Origin of the sequence: Methylosinus sp. LW3, from assembly GCF_000527115.1 — a bacterium.
In the GTDB taxonomy this organism is placed as follows: domain Bacteria; phylum Pseudomonadota; class Alphaproteobacteria; order Rhizobiales; family Beijerinckiaceae; genus Methylosinus.
The window spans coordinates 754204-775692 of sequence record NZ_AZUO01000001.1; the positions used below are offsets into that span (position 1 = coordinate 754204).

General features: G+C 56.5%; 19 protein-coding genes and 3 pseudogenes. 11 read left to right on the top strand and 11 right to left on the bottom strand.

Annotated features, from left to right (window positions below):
• Positions 1–51 precede the first annotated feature (51 nt).
• From METLW3_RS0103685 to METLW3_RS0103740, 10 genes are all read left to right on the top strand, one after another.
• Positions 52–624: a WcaF family extracellular polysaccharide biosynthesis acetyltransferase gene (locus tag METLW3_RS0103685; protein WP_024878649.1), complete on the top strand. Its 573-nt coding sequence runs from the start codon at positions 52–54 to the stop codon at positions 622–624.
• Positions 621–1691 carry a glycosyltransferase family 4 protein gene (locus METLW3_RS0103690; RefSeq protein WP_024878650.1) on the top strand — a complete coding sequence of 357 codons (1071 nt, stop codon included), beginning with the start codon at positions 621–623 and terminating at the stop codon, positions 1689–1691. Before METLW3_RS0103685 ends, METLW3_RS0103690 begins: the two co-directional genes overlap by 4 nt.
• Positions 1692–1711: 20 nt before the next feature.
• Positions 1712–2524, top strand: coding sequence for a methyltransferase domain-containing protein (locus METLW3_RS27325; RefSeq protein WP_084484772.1), 813 nt, complete (start codon positions 1712–1714; stop codon positions 2522–2524).
• A 121-nt stretch (positions 2525–2645) separates the two neighbouring features.
• A complete protein-coding gene (locus METLW3_RS28060; protein WP_157516511.1) occupies positions 2646–3866 on the top strand; it encodes a hypothetical protein in 1221 nt (406 codons plus the stop codon).
• A 245-nt stretch (positions 3867–4111) separates the two neighbouring features.
• Positions 4112–6136 carry a right-handed parallel beta-helix repeat-containing protein gene (locus METLW3_RS27330; protein WP_084484773.1) on the top strand — a complete coding sequence of 675 codons (2025 nt, stop codon included), beginning with the start codon at positions 4112–4114 and terminating at the stop codon, positions 6134–6136.
• 8 nt (positions 6137–6144) lie between these two features.
• Positions 6145–7044, top strand: coding sequence for a hypothetical protein (locus METLW3_RS28070; protein WP_157516513.1), 900 nt, complete (start codon positions 6145–6147; stop codon positions 7042–7044).
• Positions 7038–8048 (top strand): glycosyltransferase, encoded by a 1011-nt coding sequence (locus METLW3_RS26695; RefSeq protein WP_051465371.1) that lies wholly within the window; start codon positions 7038–7040, stop codon positions 8046–8048. The genes METLW3_RS28070 and METLW3_RS26695 overlap by 7 nt, the downstream gene beginning before the upstream one ends.
• Before the next feature lie 3 nt (positions 8049–8051).
• Positions 8052–9428, top strand: a complete 1377-nt coding sequence (locus METLW3_RS0103725; RefSeq protein WP_084484774.1) for an oligosaccharide flippase family protein — start codon at positions 8052–8054, stop codon at positions 9426–9428.
• A 47-nt stretch (positions 9429–9475) separates the two neighbouring features.
• On the top strand, positions 9476–10624 hold the full coding sequence (locus METLW3_RS27335; RefSeq protein ID WP_198022737.1) for a glycosyltransferase family 4 protein: 1149 nt from the start codon (positions 9476–9478) through the stop codon (positions 10622–10624).
• Complete coding sequence (locus METLW3_RS0103740; RefSeq protein WP_024878656.1) at positions 10621–11775, top strand: glycosyltransferase family 4 protein; 1155 nt, start codon at positions 10621–10623, stop codon at positions 11773–11775. Before METLW3_RS27335 ends, METLW3_RS0103740 begins: the two co-directional genes overlap by 4 nt.
• Here the strand turns inward: METLW3_RS0103740 and METLW3_RS27340 are convergent.
• Positions 11772–12178: pseudogene (locus tag METLW3_RS27340) on the bottom strand (hypothetical protein); the annotation flags it as partial. The gene METLW3_RS0103740 and the pseudogene METLW3_RS27340 overlap by 4 nt on opposite strands.
• A 318-nt stretch (positions 12179–12496) precedes the next feature.
• On the opposite strand from METLW3_RS27340, the gene METLW3_RS25060 reads away from it, so the two are divergent.
• Positions 12497–13291: a HEAT repeat domain-containing protein gene (locus METLW3_RS25060; RefSeq protein WP_036308609.1), complete on the top strand. Its 795-nt coding sequence runs from the start codon at positions 12497–12499 to the stop codon at positions 13289–13291.
• A gap of 34 nt (positions 13292–13325) precedes the next feature.
• Here the strand turns inward: METLW3_RS25060 and METLW3_RS0103760 are convergent, their stop codons facing one another.
• The 10 genes and pseudogenes from METLW3_RS0103760 to METLW3_RS0103805 form a co-directional block, all read right to left on the bottom strand.
• Positions 13326–13559 (bottom strand): hypothetical protein, encoded by a 234-nt coding sequence (locus METLW3_RS0103760; protein WP_024878660.1) that lies wholly within the window; start codon positions 13557–13559, stop codon positions 13326–13328.
• A gap of 2 nt (positions 13560–13561) precedes the next feature.
• Positions 13562–15172 carry an IS66 family transposase gene (locus METLW3_RS0103765; protein ID WP_024878661.1) on the bottom strand — a complete coding sequence of 537 codons (1611 nt, stop codon included), beginning with the start codon at positions 15170–15172 and terminating at the stop codon, positions 13562–13564.
• Positions 15173–15240: 68 nt separating this feature from the next.
• Positions 15241–15588 carry an IS66 family insertion sequence element accessory protein TnpB gene (gene tnpB / locus METLW3_RS0103770; RefSeq protein ID WP_024878662.1) on the bottom strand — a complete coding sequence of 116 codons (348 nt, stop codon included), beginning with the start codon at positions 15586–15588 and terminating at the stop codon, positions 15241–15243.
• Entirely contained in the window at positions 15585–15947 is a 363-nt protein-coding gene (locus tag METLW3_RS0103775; RefSeq protein ID WP_051465372.1) for a transposase, read from the bottom strand. Before METLW3_RS0103775 ends, tnpB begins: the two co-directional genes overlap by 4 nt.
• 140 nt (positions 15948–16087) lie before the next feature.
• Positions 16088–16646 (bottom strand): annotated as a pseudogene (locus tag METLW3_RS0103780) (transposase); the annotation flags it as partial.
• A 42-nt stretch (positions 16647–16688) separates the two neighbouring features.
• Positions 16689–16880: pseudogene (locus METLW3_RS28705) on the bottom strand (IS110 family transposase); the annotation flags it as partial.
• 96 nt (positions 16881–16976) lie between these two features.
• Entirely contained in the window at positions 16977–17498 is a 522-nt protein-coding gene (locus METLW3_RS0103785) for a hypothetical protein (protein WP_024878665.1), read from the bottom strand.
• Between the two features lie 22 nt (positions 17499–17520).
• The gene (locus METLW3_RS0103790; protein WP_084484776.1) at positions 17521–18849 is read right to left on the bottom strand and encodes an outer membrane beta-barrel protein; all 1329 of its coding nucleotides are present in this window, start codon (positions 18847–18849) and stop codon (positions 17521–17523) included.
• Between the two features lie 162 nt (positions 18850–19011).
• Positions 19012–19605: a polysaccharide biosynthesis/export family protein gene (locus tag METLW3_RS25065; RefSeq protein ID WP_036308611.1), complete on the bottom strand. Its 594-nt coding sequence runs from the start codon at positions 19603–19605 to the stop codon at positions 19012–19014.
• Positions 19606–20487: 882 nt separating this feature from the next.
• On the bottom strand, positions 20488–21246 hold the full coding sequence (locus METLW3_RS0103805) for a metallophosphoesterase family protein (RefSeq protein ID WP_051465491.1): 759 nt from the start codon (positions 21244–21246) through the stop codon (positions 20488–20490).
• Positions 21247–21489: the final 243 nt, after the last annotated feature.

The following is a 21489-nucleotide window of genomic DNA, read 5'->3' on the forward strand; positions in this document are numbered from 1 at the left end:
CCGCAACGGGTGTTTGTTGTCGTGATCAGGGGGGCGTTATTGCGTGTAAACGTGAATACAGAAGTTGAATTCCAAGATCTGACTCGCTTTCACGTTCCTCCTGGGTTTCGTGGGCGAAGCGCTTTAGTGGTCGTTCTATGGCAGCTCGTGCAAGCCACGCTTTTCTCGATGTCGCCACAGCCTTTCTTTGCGTGGCGGCGAATGTTGTTGAGGTTGTTTGGGGGCCGCATTGGGCGACGCGTCCTGATCCGCCCGAGCGCGCGCGTGACCTATCCATGGAAGGTAGAGATCGGCGACTATTCATGGATCGGCGATCATGTCGAACTCTATAGCCTCGAAAAAATTATCATCGGAACAAACGCCGTCGTGTCGCAACGATCCTATCTTTGCTCCGCCGCACATGATCATTCGGATATAGCCTTTCCCTATAAGAGCGCTCCCGTCGTGATCGAGGACGAGGCCTGGGTGGCAAGCGATGTCTTCGTCGGCCCAGGCGTCACGGTGGGGCGTGGCGCGGTCGTGGGCGCGCGCAGCACGGTCTTCAAAAGCATTCCCGAGGGCTCCGTCGCTTTTGGCCATCCAGCGAAAGTGACAGGCCGGCGAGACCGGAAGGTTTCGCAATGAGAGAATATTTACCAGCGCCGATCGTATTCATCGGCCAGTTCCCGCCTCCTCTCACCGGCTACAGTTTGGCGACCGCACGTCTCGCTGAGCGCATCAGCCAGCGACAGCCCCTCGACGTTGTGAATATCGCCGGCGTTGGGTCGAAAGGTCGTTTCACCTTTCATCTGTCTCGGATTGCGCGCGTGGCGAAGGCGCTAGCCCGTATCTTTTATATCCGAGTTGGCAGGGGCGGATGGCTCGCTTACACGAGTTGCGACGGTGGCCTCGGCGTCCTTTACGTTCTTTTGATCGCTGCTGTCGTCCGCGCCTGCGGCATGCGGCTCTATGTCCACCATCACAGCTACGGCTACATCGACCGCACACGGCAACTCATGCGCGCTCTGCTAGCCGTCGCAGGGTCGCGAGCGACCCACATCGTGCTGAGCGCAGGCATGGCGAAAGCGCTTGCCGAGCGTTATGGTCGGCCGATTAATTCGCTCGTCTTGTCGAACGCGGCGCTTATTCCAACGGAACCGTGGAAGCCGCGCGAGCGGATGCCTGACGCGCCGCTGATCCTAGGGATGCTCTCAAATCTGACCACGGAAAAAGGGTTGTTTATCTATCTCGACCTTCTCAAGGCGCTGCGAAAAGCCGGGTTGCCCTGCCTCGGTCTACTCGCAGGACCGCTCGCGAACGAGCAGGATCGTCCGCGCTTCGACGCGATGCGTGAGCAGCTTGCAGATAGCCTTCGATGGCTCGGACCCGTGCAGGGGGCAGCGAAAAAGGCATTTTTCGCGGAGATCGACCTATTCATTTTCCCGACGCTGTACGTCTATGAGGCACAACCCCTCGTCATTTTTGAGGCGCTGGAGCGGGGCGTGCCCGTGATTGCCTATGACAGGGGTACGATCGGCGAGCAGATCAGAGATGCGGGGTTGATGGTGAGGCGAGACGCGGACTTTGTTTCGACTGCGGAAAGTTTTATCAACGGCTTATCGACCGACTTGCTTGGAGAGCTCACGCACAAAGCCAGAACGCGCTTCAATGAAGAAAAGGACACATTTTCATCGATCGTCGACTTTTTCTAGATCCAAAGAAGGGCGTCTAAATGATCGATAATGCCTATCTTCGCGGGGATGTGTTATTCGGCGACGATCTGTCGCCAAGTGACATCGAAAAATGGCATGCTGACGAAGAGCGTGGATATTACGAACTCGTGCACTCCGTTTTCTTTAAAGATTCCGATTACGTGTATGAATATGCAGCGCTAAATGAACATTATGGATACCGACCTATCCGGGGCCGCCATTACCGGCGAGCATTGGCGCTCGGGTGCGCTCGTGGCGACGATGTCGCGCCGATTGCAGACAATGTCGATGAGTTTTTAGCGGTCGAGCCGGCAGAGAAATGGTGGTCACGGTCTATCGGCGGGAAATCGGCACGCTATGTCAAACCGACAATGACGGGAGAAATTCCTTGCGGTGCGGGTGAAATAGATCTCACAATTTGCCTCGGCGTACTTCACCATATACCAAATGCTACACGTGTAATTAACGAGATATCAAGAGTAAGCGCGACGAATGCGCATTTTATCCTTAGAGAGCCCATCTCGACGATGGGCGACTGGACCAAACCTCGGGTAGGTTTGACCAAAAACGAGCGCGGCCTGCCTGTGAAATGGCTAGACAAGACGTTGAGCGACGCGGGCTTCGTATTTGAGCGACGCGCGTTCTGCATGTTCCCATTGACCGGGAGATTAGCAAATCTATTGGGGGGGGGCAATGCCTATTCAAATCCGAAATTCGTCGCGATCGATAAAGTCATGAGCGCAGCCATGTCATGGAATTACTATTATCATCGGGACAGATGGTTTAAGAAGATTGCGCCAAGTTGTGCGTTTTATATCTTAAGAAAGATTTGACACCTAATTAAGTCACTAGCGACTGGATATCAATCTTGCACACAAAGCCTGCTAGAAAACCAATTTGATGTTTTTCATGCAACTCTAGCAGCTATCAATCACGTGAATGGATAACGTCTTGGTGTCATCATATAAAAATGAAAGCGCTGTGTTTGGAGTAGTATTTGGAACGCTGTTAATCGGCGCATGCTTTTTAACAAGGCCGACGTATTTCGGGGAGAGGTTTAATATTTTAGGATCAATTTTAATTTTCACCATCGGTATGTTTGTCATCGTCGTACCAAGTTTACGAAAGGACGATTTTCATCACACAATACCAATTGCTATCTCAAATATATGGTTGTGGGCGTTTCTTGCGGTGCATTCGTTTGTTAATGGAGTTTCGTCGCCATATCCTTTATACACTGTTATTAATATAGCTCTAACATCATTTGGGGCTGGGGCGGCATTTTCAAGCAGGGTGGTGCATGACTCTTTTTTTAAATTGCTCAGGCTACTTTTGGCATTATTTGGTCTTTCGTCTTTAATTACATTTATAATGTCCATCGGCGTGTCCATTAATAGTTTGTATTTATTTAACATTCCTTCGCCCACATACGTTGATACCGGAGACTTGTATTTTCCGTTCACACTCGCATATGATTTGAAAGATTATGGATTCGTTGTTTTCCCGAGGGCCTTAGTGTTTTTTAGGGAGCCTGGAATCGCTCAGGCATTTTACTGTTGGGCAATCGCAACGACACCAAAGGTAGACACGCCGCTTTCGGCATCGACATTTATATTGTTGATCGTCGGTCTGGCTTCAACGCAATCGACAATCGGATTCGGCCTATTGGGTGTCACGTTGGCTCTTAGAGGAATCTTACTCGTTCGTCAAAGCCGGTTCCAGATGATTGTGTCCGCAATAGCCCTCTTATTTGCAGCGGCCATGCTTGCGAAATTTGCAATTGAGGATGAACAAGTTGGATTCGCGTCAAAAGCGGATAACGATTCCTACTTTGATCGCAAAATCGGAATTGACAACGGCATTAAGACATTTTTAGATAATCCATTCGGGATCGGAATTTATTCATCATCTCGTGCTATCGGTGTTTCAGATGGTATAAATCTTATTGCCTCATTGGGCGCAATTGGAGTGCCCGGCCTTTTTTTTACTGCAATAAATTGGTATGTATCAATTGTGTACGCAAGTAATAAAAAGGCTAAATTAATAGCGATTTTGCCTTTTATTATTACATACATCACTTCTCAGCCGATTGGCGATGCGCCGTTTTATTGTATTATTCTGTTCTATACCGCTTATGGTGATAAAAATTTGCATAGTATGAAGTCGACGATGTAATGTGGAGGTGAAGTGATAGCTATTTCTGCAAATCAATTATTTGAGGCGCTGACAGCGGTGTTGTTAAATCTGTACAGCAGGCATTCCATTGGTTCAGGCTCTGAATTTTTGGGGGTGTCAGCAATTGCCAGTGGATGGATGCTGCCGGGTTTAATGGCGTCGAGCGTCGTCGTGTTTAAGTTTTGCAAAGAACCTTTACGCTTAGCGGTTCGGCTTCGCCTCTCAACCGAGGGCGGACGCGGGAAGTGAAAAAGCGTGTGTTCATTCGCTTCGGTCTAGCGCTCCTCGCGGGGGCGACTGCCGCTCAAGCGCATGATGCGCAGTTTCATGTCACCATCTATGATGCAAGCAATGCGCTGAATCGGCGCGAGGTTGCAGTTTCAAACCTCTACGACGCGTTTGCGGTGGCGCGTGATAGACGGCGCGCCGGTGCAGTCTCGATTGTCATCAATCTTCCGCCCGGTGAAATACGGCTTGCGCAACCCATTCGACTAGCAGCTTCCGATTCAGCGACAAACGCCCTGCTCGTCATTCGCGGCGCGGAAGAGGGCACCTCTCTCGTCGGCGCCTTTCAAATAGAGACTCGCTCGGCGAAGCCGGGCGACTTACCGGAATTCGCAGCACAGGCGGCCATTTCCCACGATAATATGCGTGTCGCAAGCCTCTCTGGCGCGGATGGGCAGTGGGCTATCGCTCGGCGCGGCTCCTATGTGGGCGCACCGTACAGTGGTTTTGATTTATACCAAGGCGCTCGTCGATTGCATCCCGCGCGTTGGCCGAAGCAAGGCTGGACCGAAGTTCTCACTGCTGCACGAATGCCCGATGGCGGCGTAATCTTTTCGGTTCCATCAGAAAAGGCGCCGCAATGGGCGCGAGAGACGAATCTTTGGATCGGCGCCTTCTGGACGGCGACCTACGCCTATGAGAGCAGTTCGGTGGTCGCAGTCGAACCCGGAGCGTCACCGCGATTTCGAGCAGACAAGCTCGTAGCGCCGGGGAATCCGAGGGCGCGCTTTCCGTTTTTCGCGTTCAACGCCGTTTCAGAGCTTTCCGAGCGCGGGGAATATGTTCTCGAAAGGGATGGTCGGAATGCGTTGCTCATTCCCTATGACGACGACGCGCCGCTTGAACGTGTGGTTGCGCCATCATTAATCGAACTCGAAGGCGAGCATGATATCGTTTTTGAAAATATGGCATTCGAAAAAACGCTCGGAACGGTGGTCACGGTTCGCGATTCCCGTAATGTGACCTTCCGCAACTGTTTCATCGGTCACTCGGGCGCTGGGGCCATCTCGATCTCGGGTGGTGCGCACGTTCGCATAGAAAACTGCGCGATTGGCGACGTGGCCGAAACAGCGATTTCGATTTCGGGCGCCAATCTCTTTGACGCGGCGCCGTCGGGTCATGTTGTGGAAAATAACGTCATCGAGAAATTTGGTCTCGAGAGTCTCACTTATCGCCCGGCGATCGAGATGCGGGGCGTCGGGATCGAGGCGAAAGGAAATCTGATCCGAGGCGGCAGCCACGCCGGGTTGATCCTAGCAGGCAATGATAACGTTGTAACAGACAATGAATTCGCTGATTTGATGCGCGATAGCGACGACGGTGGAGCCGTCTATATGGGCCGCAGTTTCGTCGAGCGCGGCAATCGGATAGTCGGAAACTATTTTCATGACATTGGGCCGTACAAGAGCGATAAGCCGCTGGTCGTCGGCGTATATCTAGACGACCAGTTCAGCGGAGCAGAGATAGTCGGAAACGTGTTCGCGCGCCTCAGTCGCCCTATCCTGATCGGCGGCGGCCGGGACAACCTCGTCGCGCGCAATTTGTTCGTGTCGCCATTCAAGGCGGGGGTGACCATCGATGATCGCGGCTCGACGTGGCAACCCGCCGACAGTGAAGCGGGTCGGAGTCTTCGGGAGAGACTAGCATCCACTCTATCTAAAGCGCCAAATTATGCCTCGCGCTTTCCCGCAGTCAAGGATACCCTGGAGGTCGCGCCCGGCGCGCCTTATAATAATAGACTGATCGAAAATGTAGTTTTCGACGGGAAATTGGTAGATGCGACCCGCGGCGCAGCGCCATATCTAGTTGAATCCGGGTCGGTAATGATACAAAGTGAAGCACTTTCGGAATCGCAAGACAGTTTGAATAAAATTCTTGCTGTGCAAAGAGCCAGCAATTCAAATATTATTGATTATGGTGCTGTTATTAGGGGGCGAGGGATGGGGCGTAAAATGCATTATATCTGGAAGTTGCGTGGCCATTAGGCATTGCCATGCGGAATCTGGTGCCTTTTAAATCAAACGCATACTTTCGGCCTATGCTAATTTTTGTTCTATTTGTCTTGTTTGAATTACACCCCGCTCTTGCAGCGCCGACGCCGAGATGTGTTTGGGTGCTCGGCGATAGTCTCGCAGCCGGGCTGGCGTCGGAACTTGCTTTGGGGCTTCCTGACTACCAAGTGTTGAACGGCGGCTTCGGCGGACAAAGTTCGCGAGATATCGCGGCGAGAGCCGGAGTCGCGCCAATTCGGGTCGTTGTAGGCGAGCGTCGTTCGAACGAGGTGATTCTCTCCAAGGTGTTCCCGCCTACACTACCCTTCGCAGGAGCTGATTCCGAGCTGATCGGGCACCTCGGGGACGTGGCTGGGCGATTGCGTTGGTCGCGGAAGGACGGCTTCTCTTTTGCTCCCCAGCGAAGCGCCGAATTTGAATTTCTGACTGGCGAGATGACGTTCTCCGTCGATTTGTCAGCCGTTGAAAGTTGCATTTTGATCCTGTGGGCCGGGCGGAACGACGTCCGTGATCCGCAACCGGCTCGCCTTCATCTTGCAGCTATTCTAGCCGCGGCAAAAAAAAGGGGCGTTCCCGCTCTGTCACTTGGAGTAATCAACAGCGAAGACGAAGATGCGGCATCCGGGCAGCTACGAAATATCCTCAATATTAACGAGTTTCTTGCAGATCAGAGCCCGAGCGCATATTTCGATGTCCGATCTTGGCTCCTTACGAATGCGCTGAGAACAGCAACAGTCGAACCAACGAAGGAAGACATGTCCGACGTCGCCAAAGGTGTTCCACCACGATCCTTGCGCAGTGACCACATTCATCTGAATTCGGCCGGGAACCGAGCGCTGGCGAAGCAGGTGGCTTTACTCCTTCGAGAACGCAAATGGTGACGAAGCTACGCCCCCAGACTGTTCGGCTCGTGACCTACGGCCTTCACGGACATCGGGCCGCTTATCTTGAACTTTTCAAGAAGCTTTTGCCTCAGGCGGAAGTAGGGTCCATCCCGCCGGATTGGAGCAGTCTTGCAGTCTCTCCGCAACCGCTATTCTTTTTGATGCTAGAGGAGGCGCCAGTTGCTTTTGCGACTTTGGCTACGCTTCGTTATGCGATCGGACGGCGAACCGTCGCTCTGCTTTTCCGGCCGCGCGAAGTCGTGATCGGGGACTACTTCAAAGCGCGAGTGAAACGATTCGTTCTCCGCGTTCTTTCCTCCCTGCCAGGAGTTTCGGTCATAACGATCCTCCCTTTTTCGCTCGAGCCGAGATTCTCGCAAATCGCCACTGATTGGATCGACGATCCGCAACTGTGGGACTTAACGGCTTTCGACCCGCCGGAGCCGAGATCAAACGTGGTCGGTGAATTTTCTTCGCCAGGACGACGCACCATATTGTCGTTGGGTGTGCAAGCGCGGTCCAAGGGCTTCGATTTTTTTTCGAAGAGCTGGGGGCAAGCTGAGGCGCTCCGAGAACGCTTTCTGTTTTGCGCCGCTGGAGAGTTTTCCGAGGACGTTCGCGTCGAAAAAGAGACGTTTGTTAAGGCCGGGGGCCGTGTTGTGGATCGGCGTCTAGACGATCAGGAGCTGCTTTCGGCTTACGCCGCCGCAGATTTCATCTGGTGCTGCTATGCGCCCGACTATGATCAGGGGTCAGGCATCTTCGGCCGTGCGGTTCAACTGGGGCGTCCGATCATCGTGCGGGAGGGCTCGTTCATCGAAAAACTTGCGCGGGCCTACGACTATCCTCATATCGCTGTTCCTTTCGGGGATTCGAGCGCGCTCGTCGAGAAATTGACTAATGCTTCATATCCTTTACCAAAGCTACCAGTCGCAAACGCGCGGGCCGATGCTTCCAGGGCGCGCAGTCTTGACGTCCTTGATAGGGCGCTGTTTAGGTGACCTGTGAATCTGGATCTTAATCTCCGAAGCAATACTGTCTGGGCGATTGCGGAAGTAATCGCATCGGCAGTTTTTCTGTTTGTGCTGTATCGGCTCGTAGTATTGCGCTTAGGTGTCGAGGCGCTTGGCCTTTGGTCCGTCGTACTAGCTACAACCTCCCTTGTGCGTTTGGTGGACCCCGGTGCCGGGTCTGGGATTGGGCGTTTCATCGCGCTCGCACATGGGCGTGGCAACACTCAGAGGATGAGCGACTTCTTCATAACTGCGCTGCTTTCAACGTTTGTGTTCTATGGTACGCTTGGTTGCGCCGTATTCGGGCCTCTATGGGAGGGGCTGCGGTATGCAGTGAAGGAGCAGCACTTAGCCGAGGCGCGCGGACTTCTTCCCTATGCGATGGCATCTTTTCTCCTGATGAATTTCAACGGGGTGGTTCAGGGCGCTCTCGTCGGTGTTCAACGATCCGATTTAAAAAGTAAACTGGCGATTTTTTGCCTTGCGTTGCAACTCGCGCTTGCGCTGGTGCTTGTTCCGTCGCGAGGCCTTGTTGGGGTTGCTGAGGCTCAGATTGCGCAATATTGTGTCGCTGTAGCCCTAGGTTATTTGATCGTTCTGCGCATGATGTTTGGACGCTACCTCGTGAACCCTTCGTATCACTGGAGCATATCTATGCTGTCTGAACTCTGGCAATTTGGGATAAAGCTTCAAGCACTTTCTATAGTCTCCTTTTTATATGAGCCTTTCAGCAAATTCGCTGTTTCCGCTTTCGGCGGCTTGGAACTCCTGGGGCTATATGAGATGGCGCAGAAATTGGTCTTGCAAGCACGACAAATTGTCGTGGGGCCGACAACCGTGCTGATGCCAGCTTTCACTAAAATTAACGATTTGGCTCCAGTCAACATGGAGCCCCTATATCGGCAATCGCTTGCAACCATTGTGGCATTCGGCGCCATGGCCATGGCTGCTGCCGCGATGCTTTCACCTCTCATCGGTTACTTTTGGATCGGTCGCTTTGATGAGAGATTCATAGCGTTGTCTTGCGTCATGTCCTTGTCCTGGTTCGTCAACATCGTTGGCGCGCCATCCTATTTAGTCGCAATCGCGACTACAAAGCTGGGCTGGAATTTTTGGGGCGCGTTCGTGACTTCAGCCGGAAGTCCAATACTGGCTGCGATCGCCGGACATGCATTGTCTTCGCAGGCCGCGGCGTTCGGAGCGATTTTGGCGTTAGGGCTCGGCAGCTTTCTTTCTTTGGTCATGAACTGTCGCAATTTCAGGCTTCCAGCGTGGCCCTCTCTAGCGGATTTGAAACACGTCGCGGAATTAATTACTTTGCGCCTGAGAAGGACCCCGAAGCCATCTTGCGAGGAGACTGCTCAATAAAGCGGCGACGTGTGTCTGCGCTCAACATGTATAGGATATTTACTCTGATGAATGCCGCTGGTTTAAGAATTCTCCACCTAATCCACACGCCGCGCTTGTCTGGGGCCGAGGTGCTGGTGCGAAATCTCTGCGAAGTGCACAGCCGACAAGGCGTCCGATGCGGAGTTGCATCATTCAATCCCAGCAATGATGCCTTTCTGGATGATGCACCGGCTACTCCCGCAGGAGCGATCGAGTGGTTTGTCCCTGAGGCGCCTCAGAGCAGGTTGGGCAGACTCCGCAATTTTCATGACGCTATGAGCGAGTTCAAGCCAGATGTTGTTCTCGCGCATTCCGTTCTGCCGGCGCTTTACGGTCGTGCGGCGCTGGTTTTCCGTGCGAACCGTCCCCGTTTTATATCTGTGCTTCATTGCGCTAGCGAGGACGATTATTCTGACTGGAAGTTATGCTTGACAGAGCGTGCGTTGCAATCGCGGACAGACGCCATTGTGACCGTTTCGCTGAGCGCGCAACAAAATTATCGAAGACGTTTCGGTGACAAGATCCCGTCCTTCGTTGTGCCGAATGGGATAGCATTGTCGGCCTCCTCCTACGGCGACGCGGAGCGGATCCATATTCGCAAGGCTCTGTCGGTTCCGAACAACCACTGCTTGATTCTACAGGTCGGACGTTTGTCGGAGGTCAAACAGCAGCACTGCACCTTGGAGGCGATGCTTCCAGTTCTGAAAGCCCGCCCGGACACTCACTTATGGTTCGCCGGTCTCAAGGAAGATCCCGAATATGCGGCCACGTTAGCGAGAGCGGTTGAAGCCGCGGGCCTGGAGGATCGTGTCCTTTTCTTGGGAGGACGCCGCGACGTGCCAGAGCTGCTAGGTTGCGCTGATGCGTATGTTATGCCCTCTCTCAAAGAAGCCCACAGCGTCGCTTTCTTGGAAGCTCTCGCTAGCGGTGTTCCCATTGTTGCCGCGGACATTTCTAGCTTTCGCTTTGCGGCAAGACTTCCTGCTGTTGAATTGGTGGATCCGACAAATACGGATGCTTTACGCGCCGCGATCACAGCCGCGATGGGGACGTCGAGGGTCACTCGAGACCTTTCAGCTTATGATATCGTTAACACCGCCGATGCCTACTTGAACTGCGTTTCCTATGTGCTTGGGAGAGCCCAGATACGGGAAATGGAAAGAAATGCACAATGAAAATTGATATCTGGCATAACATTTTATGGTCACGTTACAAGGGCGGTGTCTTTTCGTCTCTCGACAAACTCGCGCGTTCGCGCGGCGTAGAAATAAGCTTTTTCCAGATCGCCGAAACGGACAGCCAGCGGCAATCATTGAACGCGGTCGATCTTTCCTATCATCAATATCCTTTTACATTGCTATTTCCAGGATCCTACGACAGCATTCGTCTCGTGCAGCTTTACTTCACGCTTTTTTGGCGCGTCTTTCGATCCGATGCGGATTTGATAATCCTCTGCGGCTATCACCGCCTGGAATACTGGATCCAATTCCTGGCGCTGCTGCTGCTGGGGCGCGCTCGCGGCGTATTCTGCGATTCAACAATCGCAGATCACCCAAGATCGGTGCTCAAAGGCGCGCTCAAGGGCTTTTTCTTCCGGAATTGTGATGCGATATTCTGTTACGGCCTCCGTAGCAAAGAATATGTCTTGTCCTATGGCGTTGAACCAAGTCGAGTTCGTTTCCGCTGCCAGGCGGCGGCGCTTCCCTCAGACTATGACGTGAAGCAAGTGCTCGCGCGGCGGCTCGAAGAAGTCTCACGAACGCCACTGTTCCTCTATGTCGGTCGCCTCTCCGCTGAAAAGAACCTCGCTCGACTAATTGAGGCTTTTGCTCACCTGCATCGCAAGTCGCCGCACGCGCGGCTGCGGCTTGTAGGCGACGGTCCGCTGCTCGGTACTCTGCAAGCGCTCGTCGAAACCCAGGGACTCGCCGATGCTGTTCGTTTCGTCGGTTCTCTTGACCAGGCGGCTTTGGCACGGGAATATCTTTCCGCGACCTGTCTCGCGCTGCCCAGTCTGAGCGAGCCCTGGGGTATCGTCGTCAATGAGGCGCTCAGCTATGGCTGTCCTGTGCTCGTGAGCGATCATTGCGGTTGCTGTCCCGAGCTCGTCGTCGAAGGCATCAGCGGTTTCACATTCGACCCAACCTCTGTTGCTGAAATCGCAGCCAAGATGTCGTCTGCCGCCGAGTCATGGAGGGACGTTGAGCAGACGGCGCGCAATTGCCTCGTGCTCATCCAGAATTATTCGCCGCAAATTGCGGCGGAGCAGATCCTCGATGGATGTCTGTCGGTTGTGTCCGATTCGACGTCGCAGGGGGCAGTTTAGGTGCGGTGATGCGCCTGAACCACCCCGGGATTTGCCGGAGGCCATTTCGTTTGAGTCACGCCGCCAATGGCGGGTTCCTCGGATTGCGCATAATAGCGCGGTTCGGCTTCGGCCGGCGGTATGTTTCCGATCGGCTCCAGCAGTCTGCGATTGTTGGACTAGTCGACCCATTCGAGCGTGGCGAGCTCGACCGCCTCGCAGTTTCGCCACTGCCCGCATCGCCAGATCAACTCGGCCTTGTAGGTCCCATTGATCGTCGCGTGGAGCGCGCTGTCATAGTTGTCGCCGACGCGGCCGACCGATGGTTCGACGCCGGCCTGGCGAGAAGGCTCGTATATTTGATGGAGACGTATCGCACGCCGCGATCGCTGTGATGCACGAGGCCGCCGCCGTGAATTGGCCGAAGAATCATCCAGCGCTTGCTCGAGCGCGTCGTAAGCGTCGTTTTCAGGCCATGGCCTGTTCGGGCGCTTTATTGATGGTAAGCATTCGCCGTAGGCCGCAGGACGACGTATTCGACGCTGACGGCGGAGCGGCCAGCGCGGGCCATTTACGCTGCATTGGCGGCGGTATAAAATGCGCCTTCCCTGCTCCAGGACAGAAGTTCGTTAATGCGTTTTGCGGCAACTTCGCAAGGACGTCGCAAGCAAAGCTTCCCGGGGCGACAGTTCTCCAAGTCGTAAGTTAGCAGACTCGAACGGTTTTGAAGGGGTCAGCGCTCTTGAGCACGCTCGAGGAGATGAAGCGAGACGGTCGCTCAACGGCAGAGTTGATAGCGGCTTCATTGGCGCAGATCGATGATGAGGACGGGAAGAGTGCTACTTGTAATCCCTTAGCAGTGTTGGAAGCTCGGGTGACAAGAGAGGTCGTCGACGCCGCGATCGCACTGTCTGGCGCGCGGGATCCGAAGTCACGAAGGCTCGGGGTTACCATTCTAGGCCAGTTGGGCTCACCCGCGCGCACCTTTCCAGAGGAATGCTGCGACGCCCTCCTCGAGATTATTCACCGCGAACAGGACAGAGATGTCTTGATAGCGACTGTGTTCGCCTTTGGCCATCTCGGAAACCGTCGTTGCGAGGGTGCTCTGATCGGGCTGCGCAACCATTCTGACGACGACGTCCGCCACGGCGTGGCGTTCTCCCTCTGTGGTGCGACTTCGGATGCGGCGGTAGGCGCTCTGCTGGAGTTGATGGACGATCCATATGAAAGGGCGCGAGATTGGGCCGCCACAAGTATCGGCCAGACCGTTTCGATTGACGGCCCCGAGATTCGGGATGCGCTGCTGCGACGGGTAAATGACGCTGACGTCTTCGTAAGAGCCGAGGCGCTCCATGGCTTGGCTCGCAGGCGCGACGACCGCGTCGTGCCTTACTTGGTCGCCGAAATCTCGGCGGCGGGCGAGCACGAAGGACTCTTCGTGGACGCCGCCAAATCATATCTCGGCTTCAGCGTCGATCCCGACATGGATTCCGAGGCGCTCGCGAGATTGCTGCAATTGCCGAACAGGCAATCGTAAAGCAAGCGCTCATCGTGGACGCAGGATCCTCGCGTCAGCGCTCTCGGTGCGACTTCATCTCTTTGTGGATTTTGATGAGCTCGACGAGGTTCTCGACACCGAAGTCGGTGAAGGCCAGGATCTCGAGGTCGCCGAGGCCATAGACCCAGATCACGCCATCCTCGGGCTCCATTTCATTGGCGACGTCATGGAGGAAGTCGACACTTTCGCCGAGCTGCGCAGCGATGCGATCGATGGTCGTGACGTGAGAGACCTTGTTGACGTGCATGGTCAGGCCGCCAGCGCCGGCGCGGCTTTATCCTTCTGGCTCCAGTTCCACGGCAGCAATTCATCGAGCCGATGCGCCGGATGCGCGGCGATGCGCGCGAGGACGTCGGCGAGCCAGGCCTGCGGATCGAGGCCGTTCATCTTCGCTGTGACGATGAGCCCATACATGGCGGCGGCGCGCTCGCCTCCGCGATCAGACCCGCAGAACAGCCATGATTTTCGTCCCAGAGCAATTCCGCGCAGTCCACGCTCGGCGGCATTGTTCGACACGCAAACGCGCCCGTCGTCGAGGAACAGCGTGAAGGCCGGCCATCGCTTCAGCATATATTGCATCGCTTTGGCGAGGTCATGTCCACGCGAGAGCTTGGCGAGCTGTTCGCGCATATAGCTTTCCAGCGCGTCGACGAGAGGTCGGCTCGACGCCCGGCGAACGGCGAGGCGTTCTTGCGCGCTCTTGCTGTTGATCGACCTCTCGATCTCGAACAGCGCGTCGATGCGGCGCACGATCTCCATGGCGATCGGCGACAGTGGAATCTCCTTTTTTCCCGCCGCCTTACGACGAACGTTCGCATCGATATCGGCCATGACGAAGAACGGGCGCCGCGCGTGCGCCCAACACGCCGCTTCGAGAATCGGACCAGGCTTGCGCTCCGCTGCATACAGCTTGTTGTAGCCGTCATAGGCGTCCGCTTGCAGAATGCCGAAGTAGTTCGCCAAATGGGTCTGCGGATGTTCGCCTTTGCGATCACGCGAGTAATAGAAAATCGCAGCGGGCGGTCCGGCGCCGCCGAAGGGCGCATCGTCGCGCACATAGACCCAGCAGCGGCCGGTGTCGGTTTTGCCCTTCGCCAGCACGGGCACGATCGTATCGTCGCCATGCAGGCGCTCGGCAGAGAGAACATGCTCTTCTATGAGAAGGCGCAGAGGCTCGAGCGCGGCGCAAATGGAGCCGATCGCATCAGCCATGGTCGACAAAGCGATCGGCGCACCTTCGAGCGCATAACGCTCCGCCTGACGGTTCAAAGGCTGATGCTGGCCGAACTTCTCGAAAGCGATCATCGCCAAAAGGCTCGGCCCCGCCCAGCCGCGCGGAACGACATGGAATGGCGCGGGCGGCTGCGTGATCTTCTCGCAGTCCCGGCAGGAGAACTTCTCCCGCACGGTCTCGATCACTTTCCACTGACACGGCGTCGTTTCCAATGTCTGCGTCACGTCTTCGCCGAGCTTGCGCAGGCGCTGGCCGCCACAGCAGGCGCAGCTCGTCGGCGTCTCGATCATGACGCGCTCGCGCGGTAGATGTTCCGGGAATGTATTGCGATCCGGCCGTTTGCGCGTGAAGCCGGCGACCGCCGTCGTTTTCGCGACCGCCTGTTCCGCGGCGATCTCGTCTTCCGTCGCGCTCGCTTCCAGCTCTTCGAACATGAGCGCCAATTGCTCGAGAAGACGCGCCGACCGCTCCGATTTCTGCCCGTATATCTGGCGCTCCAGCTTGGCGATCTGAAGCTTTTGCGCGGCGATCAGCGCCATGTCTTCCGACGCCTTCGCGCGCGCGACGGCGAGCTCGGCTCTCAGTGCGGCGTTTTCGTCCAACAGGGCTTTGCCGACGGCGTCCATATAGCGAGTGAATCACAAATCTTTCGATTTGTGGCGCCCCAAAATGCGTCCGACCCCAGCTTTTTCGCTCATCCCGCGCTTGCTGGACGCCATGTCGATTGCGGATTTCGCCAATCAATTCCCTCGAGCATATAGGCCATCTGGGCGGCCGAAATCGACACGGCGCCCGCGCTCGCCGAGGGCCAGATGAACTTTCCGCGGTCGAGCCGCTTGGCGTAGAGCGACAGGCCGATCCCGTCATGCCAAAGGATTTTCGCGAGATCGCCTCGGCGTCCTCGGAAGATGTAGAGGTCGCCGGCGTGAGGGTCCCGTTGCAACTGCTCTTGAACCTGAAGCGCCAAGCCCTGCATGCCGCGTCGCATATCCGTATGGCCGGTCGCGATCCAGACCCGGCAACCAGCTGGCAATGGAATCATGAGCGTAGCGCCTTCAAAGTCGCGGCGATCACGGAAGACGGCGCCGTGGCGCTGATCTTCACACGCACGTCCTTCAGCTCGACCTCGACGACGCCGGCCGCGGCGTCTTGCGGCGGGTGTTCCTGTGACGCCGCCACTCGCGGCGCGGGCTCGATGATCACCGGCGAAAATCCGCATAAAGCGGCGCTTTGCTCCCGCTGCGCTGCGCGCCGCCATTTGTAGACGAGGCTCGTGCAAACGTCCTCACGGCGCGCCACATCGGCGACCACCGCGCCCGGCTCGGCGATCGCCGCCAATATCCGCGTCCGGTCCTCGTCTCTCCATCGGCGCCGCCGCTCGCGGCCCGTGATCAATGTCATCCGACCCATGCTGTGCAGCTTGCCTCGCTCATAAAGCCGACTTAGCTGCGCAGCTTCGCTCTATTCCCTCGATTTTGAAAAGGCGGCCCACGGCGTAGGGATACTATTGATGTAGGCGAAGGGCAGGAGCTGTCGGGCGTGACGCCGAGCGCGACATAGACGGCCTTGTTGCGAACCGGGCCCTCATCGCGGATTTTGACGCGCAATGCGTCGAAGAAAACCAAGGGATACATCGCTTCGAGCGGCCGGTTCTGCCATTCGGCGACTGTCTCCAGCACGGCGTCGGTGACCCGTCGAGATCAGATCGGGCGAGACCTCCAGACCGTAGAGCTCGAGCAAATGGCCCTGGATCTCGCGTACCGTCACGCCGCGCGCATACATCGACACGATTTTCTCGTCGAAGCCGGGAAAGCGGCGCTGATAGCGCGCGATCAGCTTGGGATCGAAGCTCCCCTCCCGATCCCGCGGGACTCTGATGTCGATCTTCGACGTCTCGGTTAGCCCGGTCTTCTTGGAATAGCCGTTGCGATGGTTCGCCTTGCCCGCTGCCGCTTCGCTCTCGAGATGGTCGTCCATCTCGGCGTTCAGAACCCGTTCCGCCAGCGCCTTCTTCAACTCGTCGAGTCCGTCCTTGGAAAAAACCTCCTTCGGATCGCGTCCCGATAGCAATTGGTCCAGTGTGTCCTTCTTGATCGCCATAGCCCGCCTCCTGCGGTTCTACTATGGCCCCGGGAGCAGTTAGAGTTCCCGCGCCCAGTAATGTGCGGTCGCACAGGCCTCCATCCGAATCAGAGCAGCAGGCAACTTGACGAAAAAGCAGATCACCTCGGACCGGCGCAATTTGCGGCGAACGACGACACTTCCATCGGCGTCGACGCCGTGAACTTAAAAAACGTGCTTTGCGAGGTCAATCCCGATTGTCGTAGCCTGCATGGCGAATGGCTCCTCCAGATGGCCGCTCGGAAAACAATTGCACTTTTGGCACATCCGTGCCCGGGTGCGAGGCCGTCCACCACATCAGGTCACCAATCAATGCCCGCTTACACTGCCGCCGCCGGAGCCACCGCCATAATTGCCGCCGTTGCCGAAACCACCGCGGCCACCCCGTCCGCCACCCTCTCCACCGTCGTCCGAGGCGACCACCTGGCTCCTCTCGGCTTGATATGCCGCCAGTGTCTGAGGGTCTGACGCGTCAGAGGAGTTCTTGATCTTGTTGCCTCCGGTCGTATTCCCCGCGTCCCTCAACGCTTGTTCGGCCTGGGCGAGCGCTTTGCCGGCTGCGACCTTCTGGTCCAAATTGGCCTTCTTGGACGCCGCCGTAACGTCAGCGGCGAGTTCCGGATTGGTCGTGAGGAGCGCCTTCAGTTCCGCGGTCATTTCGGTGCCGCCATTCGGATATGTCGAGAAAATCGCGGTGACGCGCGAATCGATCGTCTGCGGGTTGGTCGCTCCCTGCGACTGATTGCGCGTGCTATTGGCGTTGGGGACGGCCATCGCAGCCGTCGTCCCGCACAAAAGGACAGTCGCCGCAAAAATCGAGAGCTTTTTCATTTTCGTTGCTCCTGTCTGAATTTCAATATTTGTAGGTCGCGCCGAGCGTGAAGACATTGCGCGTGAAGGCCGCGCCGTCCGAGTTGGAGAATACGCGCGTGAACGCATATTCGAAAGTCGCATTCAGATTGCGCCAGATCTCATAGTTCAGCGTGGCGCCGGAATTCCAACGGCTGTCGTGACGACCGCCCGAGATATAGGCGATGTCACTATATTGCCCATTGATCGTCGCCGACCAGCTCCGGCCGAGCTTATAGCCGATCCTCAAATTTGCCGAGGTGGCGCGTGCCGCGCTTCCTGTCGTATTGCCGACCGTCGACAAGGCGGAGTCCTGAAACGTTTCGTCGAGACTCGCCTCGATCGTCCATGCGCGCGTCGGATACCAATAGAGCTTGCCTCCATACACCGGGCTGTTCGCGGAGGGGAACAAGCTGCTGAAGTAGAACTGGCTCTGATAGCCGGCAAAAATCTCGCCGCGAATCAGCCCGATACGGTCGGTGCCGATGCCGCCGGTGAAGCGATAGCCTTCAGAATTATAGGTCGGGTCTCGAAAGTCCCGGAAGTTGCCGCTAGCCTCGGTGAAGACGAAGAGCAGGGGCGTCGCATAATAGCCCAGCCGTCCGGTCACGCCGGTCACGAGATTGTTGCGATAGGTCTGCCCTAGAGCGCCGGTCGATGTGTAGAGCGTGTCATAGGTTGTCGCTCTCGCGGTGCTCGACAGGCCTACGAAGAGACGGTCGAAGGATTTCTGTGCAGCCACCGAACCGATGAATTCATTGTAGCGCTGTGGGCTGGCTTGCGTCCCGCGATAGGTGACGCCACCGAGCACGAACGGGTTTATCACTTGCCCGGTGTTGTACATGTCCGTTCGGCGCGCATATTCGCCGCTCGCCGAAATGACGAGGTCCTTGCGCGCTTCCCAGGTATGATTGAAGCCGGTCTCAACATTGACCGTATTGCCGGTGGAGAGGTCCGGGTAGATGCGGAAATCGCCGATCGTAAAGACGGTCGTGTGATGTAGGCCATTGTCCCGATCGGCAACCACGCTCGGGCGCAAATGCGTGCCTGCGGCGCCCTTTCTGTCAGACGGGGCTTGGAACGGATTATCGTCATATGTCCCAGCGACGAGTAGGCTCGGATAGAGCACCCAACCGCCAAGGAGCAGCCCCTGATATTCTCGCGTCGGCGTGTCTCGCAGACTTCTGACGCCAAAGCTATTGGGGGTGATGACTTTCTGAGCTTCACTCGGGACATTCTGCGCATGGGATGGAGCGATTTGAAGCGCGCTCAACCCGGAGAGAACGAATGCCGAGGACGCTCCACGAACAAAGGGCTTTCTCGACCGCGACATTAAACCGACCTCGAACAGCAACCGGCAGTAAAATTACGCCCGTAATTGCCGAAAACTCTAGCCGAGCTTTTCCTCTTCCACAAGCCGGATTGTAAACCGGGATTGAACCAATTTCTGAGTGTTGCTGCGGTGCAACAGTGATTCTGCGGCCGCAGCGCTCACTCAGAAATATCGTTCCGGAACGCGGATCAAATCGCCGGGGAAGACGAAGACATTGGGCGAGAACGGATATTCTTTGAAGCCATGCTCGCCGGCGCGCTGTATCAGGACCCGAGACAGGCTCGAACGATAGGTGTTGCCGCCCGCCACGGCGACGGCGCTGACGACATTGAGTCCGCTCTCATAGGGATATTTGCCGGGCTTCTCGACCTCTCCGAGCACATAGAAAGGGCGGAAATTTGCAATGTCGACGGTAACCTTCGCGTTACGAAGATATTGTTCGCTGCGGAATTTCTTCGTGAGCGCCTGCTCGAGCTCCAATTTCGTGAGGCCGGCCGCCTGAACTGTGCCCGCTAGGGGCAGAGAGACGTAGCCGGCGGGGTCGATCTCATATTCCCCACTCAATTTGTCTTCGCCGAAGACGGAGACTTTCAGCTTGTCGCCCGCCTGGAGGCGCAACCCGCCACCGCCGGTGGAAATCGGCGCGGAGTCGGCTCCGCCGACCGATGCAGAACCTGCTGGGAAACTGTCGCACCCGCCGAGGCCCAGGGTGCAGGACGTCGCGATAACCAATGCAAAAACAGTCTTCGAATACATGAACCTATTCCCGACGCGCACGCTTTCATTTTTGTATGCCACTAGACGATTTCGAATTCAAGATTGCACGTAGGGGCCAATAGAATATGATTAATCCCGGTTCGGAATTCCGGCGCGGATCGCCGAACGTCTTTCTTGCATGATTCGTCAGGACCGCGCCGCGGAACGAATTCGATGAGACGCCTGTTTTCCTGCGAGACCAAGAGACCGTGATGCGCCGGTCACTATGGAGGCGACTCGTCGTCCCGGCGATTTTCCTGGCGCAGGCGAGCATCGCCGCGGCCGAATCGAGTCGCGGAGCCTATGTTTATTCGGACGAGAGAAGCTGTGTGGCAGGCGGGCGTGTCGACGCGCCGATATGCGCCAATGCGGCCGCCAATGCGCGCGCAGAGTTCGACGAAAAGGCGCCGCGTTATCCGACGCGGGAGGCCTGTGATCGCGCCTTTCCACGCGATCGATGCAGTGTCGGCTTTTCCGGCGCAGATGGGTGGGCAGGCAAACGATCCGCCATTTATTTTTCGCCGCGCATGTTTGGCTTCCGCGTCAATATTCTCTCGGAGCGCGAAGCCTATGTCACGCCGATGATCACCGGTCCCGGTATCTCCTTCTCTCGGCGGACGGCGATGCGGCGCGATACGGGAGTCGATTTTGCTGTGGCGCGTCAGGCGCGACGCAATTGGCGACCCGACGCCCAATCGGCGAGTGGGGGAGGGGAGAGCTTTGGCGTCGACACGCCGCCGCCCGGGGACGGTTCTGGAGTTCCGCGCCCTCCCATCGATCCGAATTTCGATTGCGCCGCAGTCTTGGAGCCCAACGCGCGCGGCGACGCGGCGACGGGCTGCTATCCCGTGCCCGGTCGACACAGGTGATCGGCTCCGGGTTTTAGGTCGACAGAAAGCGGGGCGTCGAGCCGTCCAAGACTAGGCAAGTGAGCCGCCCGGTCGCATAGGCGCCCGTGTCGAGATTGATCCGATGCGGCAGCGCCTCTGGCTCCGGCGCCGGCGTGTGGCCATGGACGATCACTTTGTCCCATGACCCGCTGAAGTCGAGAAACTCTTCCCGCATCCAGAGCAGATCGCCCTCCTGCTGACGTGTGAGCGGCACATTCGGTCGGCATCCTGCGTGGCAGAAAAAATAATCGCCGAGTGACCAGGACAGTTTCGTATCCTCGAAGAAGCGTCGATGCGCCGCCGGCATCTTCTCTCGCAATTCCGCTTGTGCGGCGCCGAAGCCACGGCCGCGCAGCACCTCTTTGACATCGACGCCATACGAAAGAAGAGTCTCCATCGCGCCGTAGCGTCGCCAGCTGTCGAGGACATTCTCGTCCTCGAGGAATTGCAGCAAGATCGCCTCGTGATTGCCTCTGAGTGCGACGACAGGAGCCGGAGTCCTTCCAGAGACGATCCTCTCGACGACCTCGGCAGATTGGAGGCCGCGATCGATATAGTCGCCGAGAAAAACGATGTTCGCGCGCCCGCAGGGCGTTGCTGTCATATCCTTTTCGATCGTGCCGCAAAGGACATCGAGAAGATCGTCTCGACCATGCACGGCGCCTATGACGTAAAGCCTGATTCCATCGGGGATGCGGGGTTCTGGTCGCTTCTGCTCCGATCTCGGCTTACGAAAGCTTGAAAAAAACATGCGATCCCCGCGTCTTGGAACGCTCTTTTCGAGCAAATCCCGTTCCATGGCAATGGATGCTTTCTCGCTCATGTCGCGCGACGAAATTGCGTCGCACACCGCGATCTCCGTATCAATTCGTAGAAATTTTTGTCGAAAAGCGGTTGAAAATTCTCTGCGGCCGCTTGGTAAATAACCTTATAATCATATTATATTCAATATGTTGCCCGAGCTCTCCGGCATATGGTTTCCATATTCTTGCCG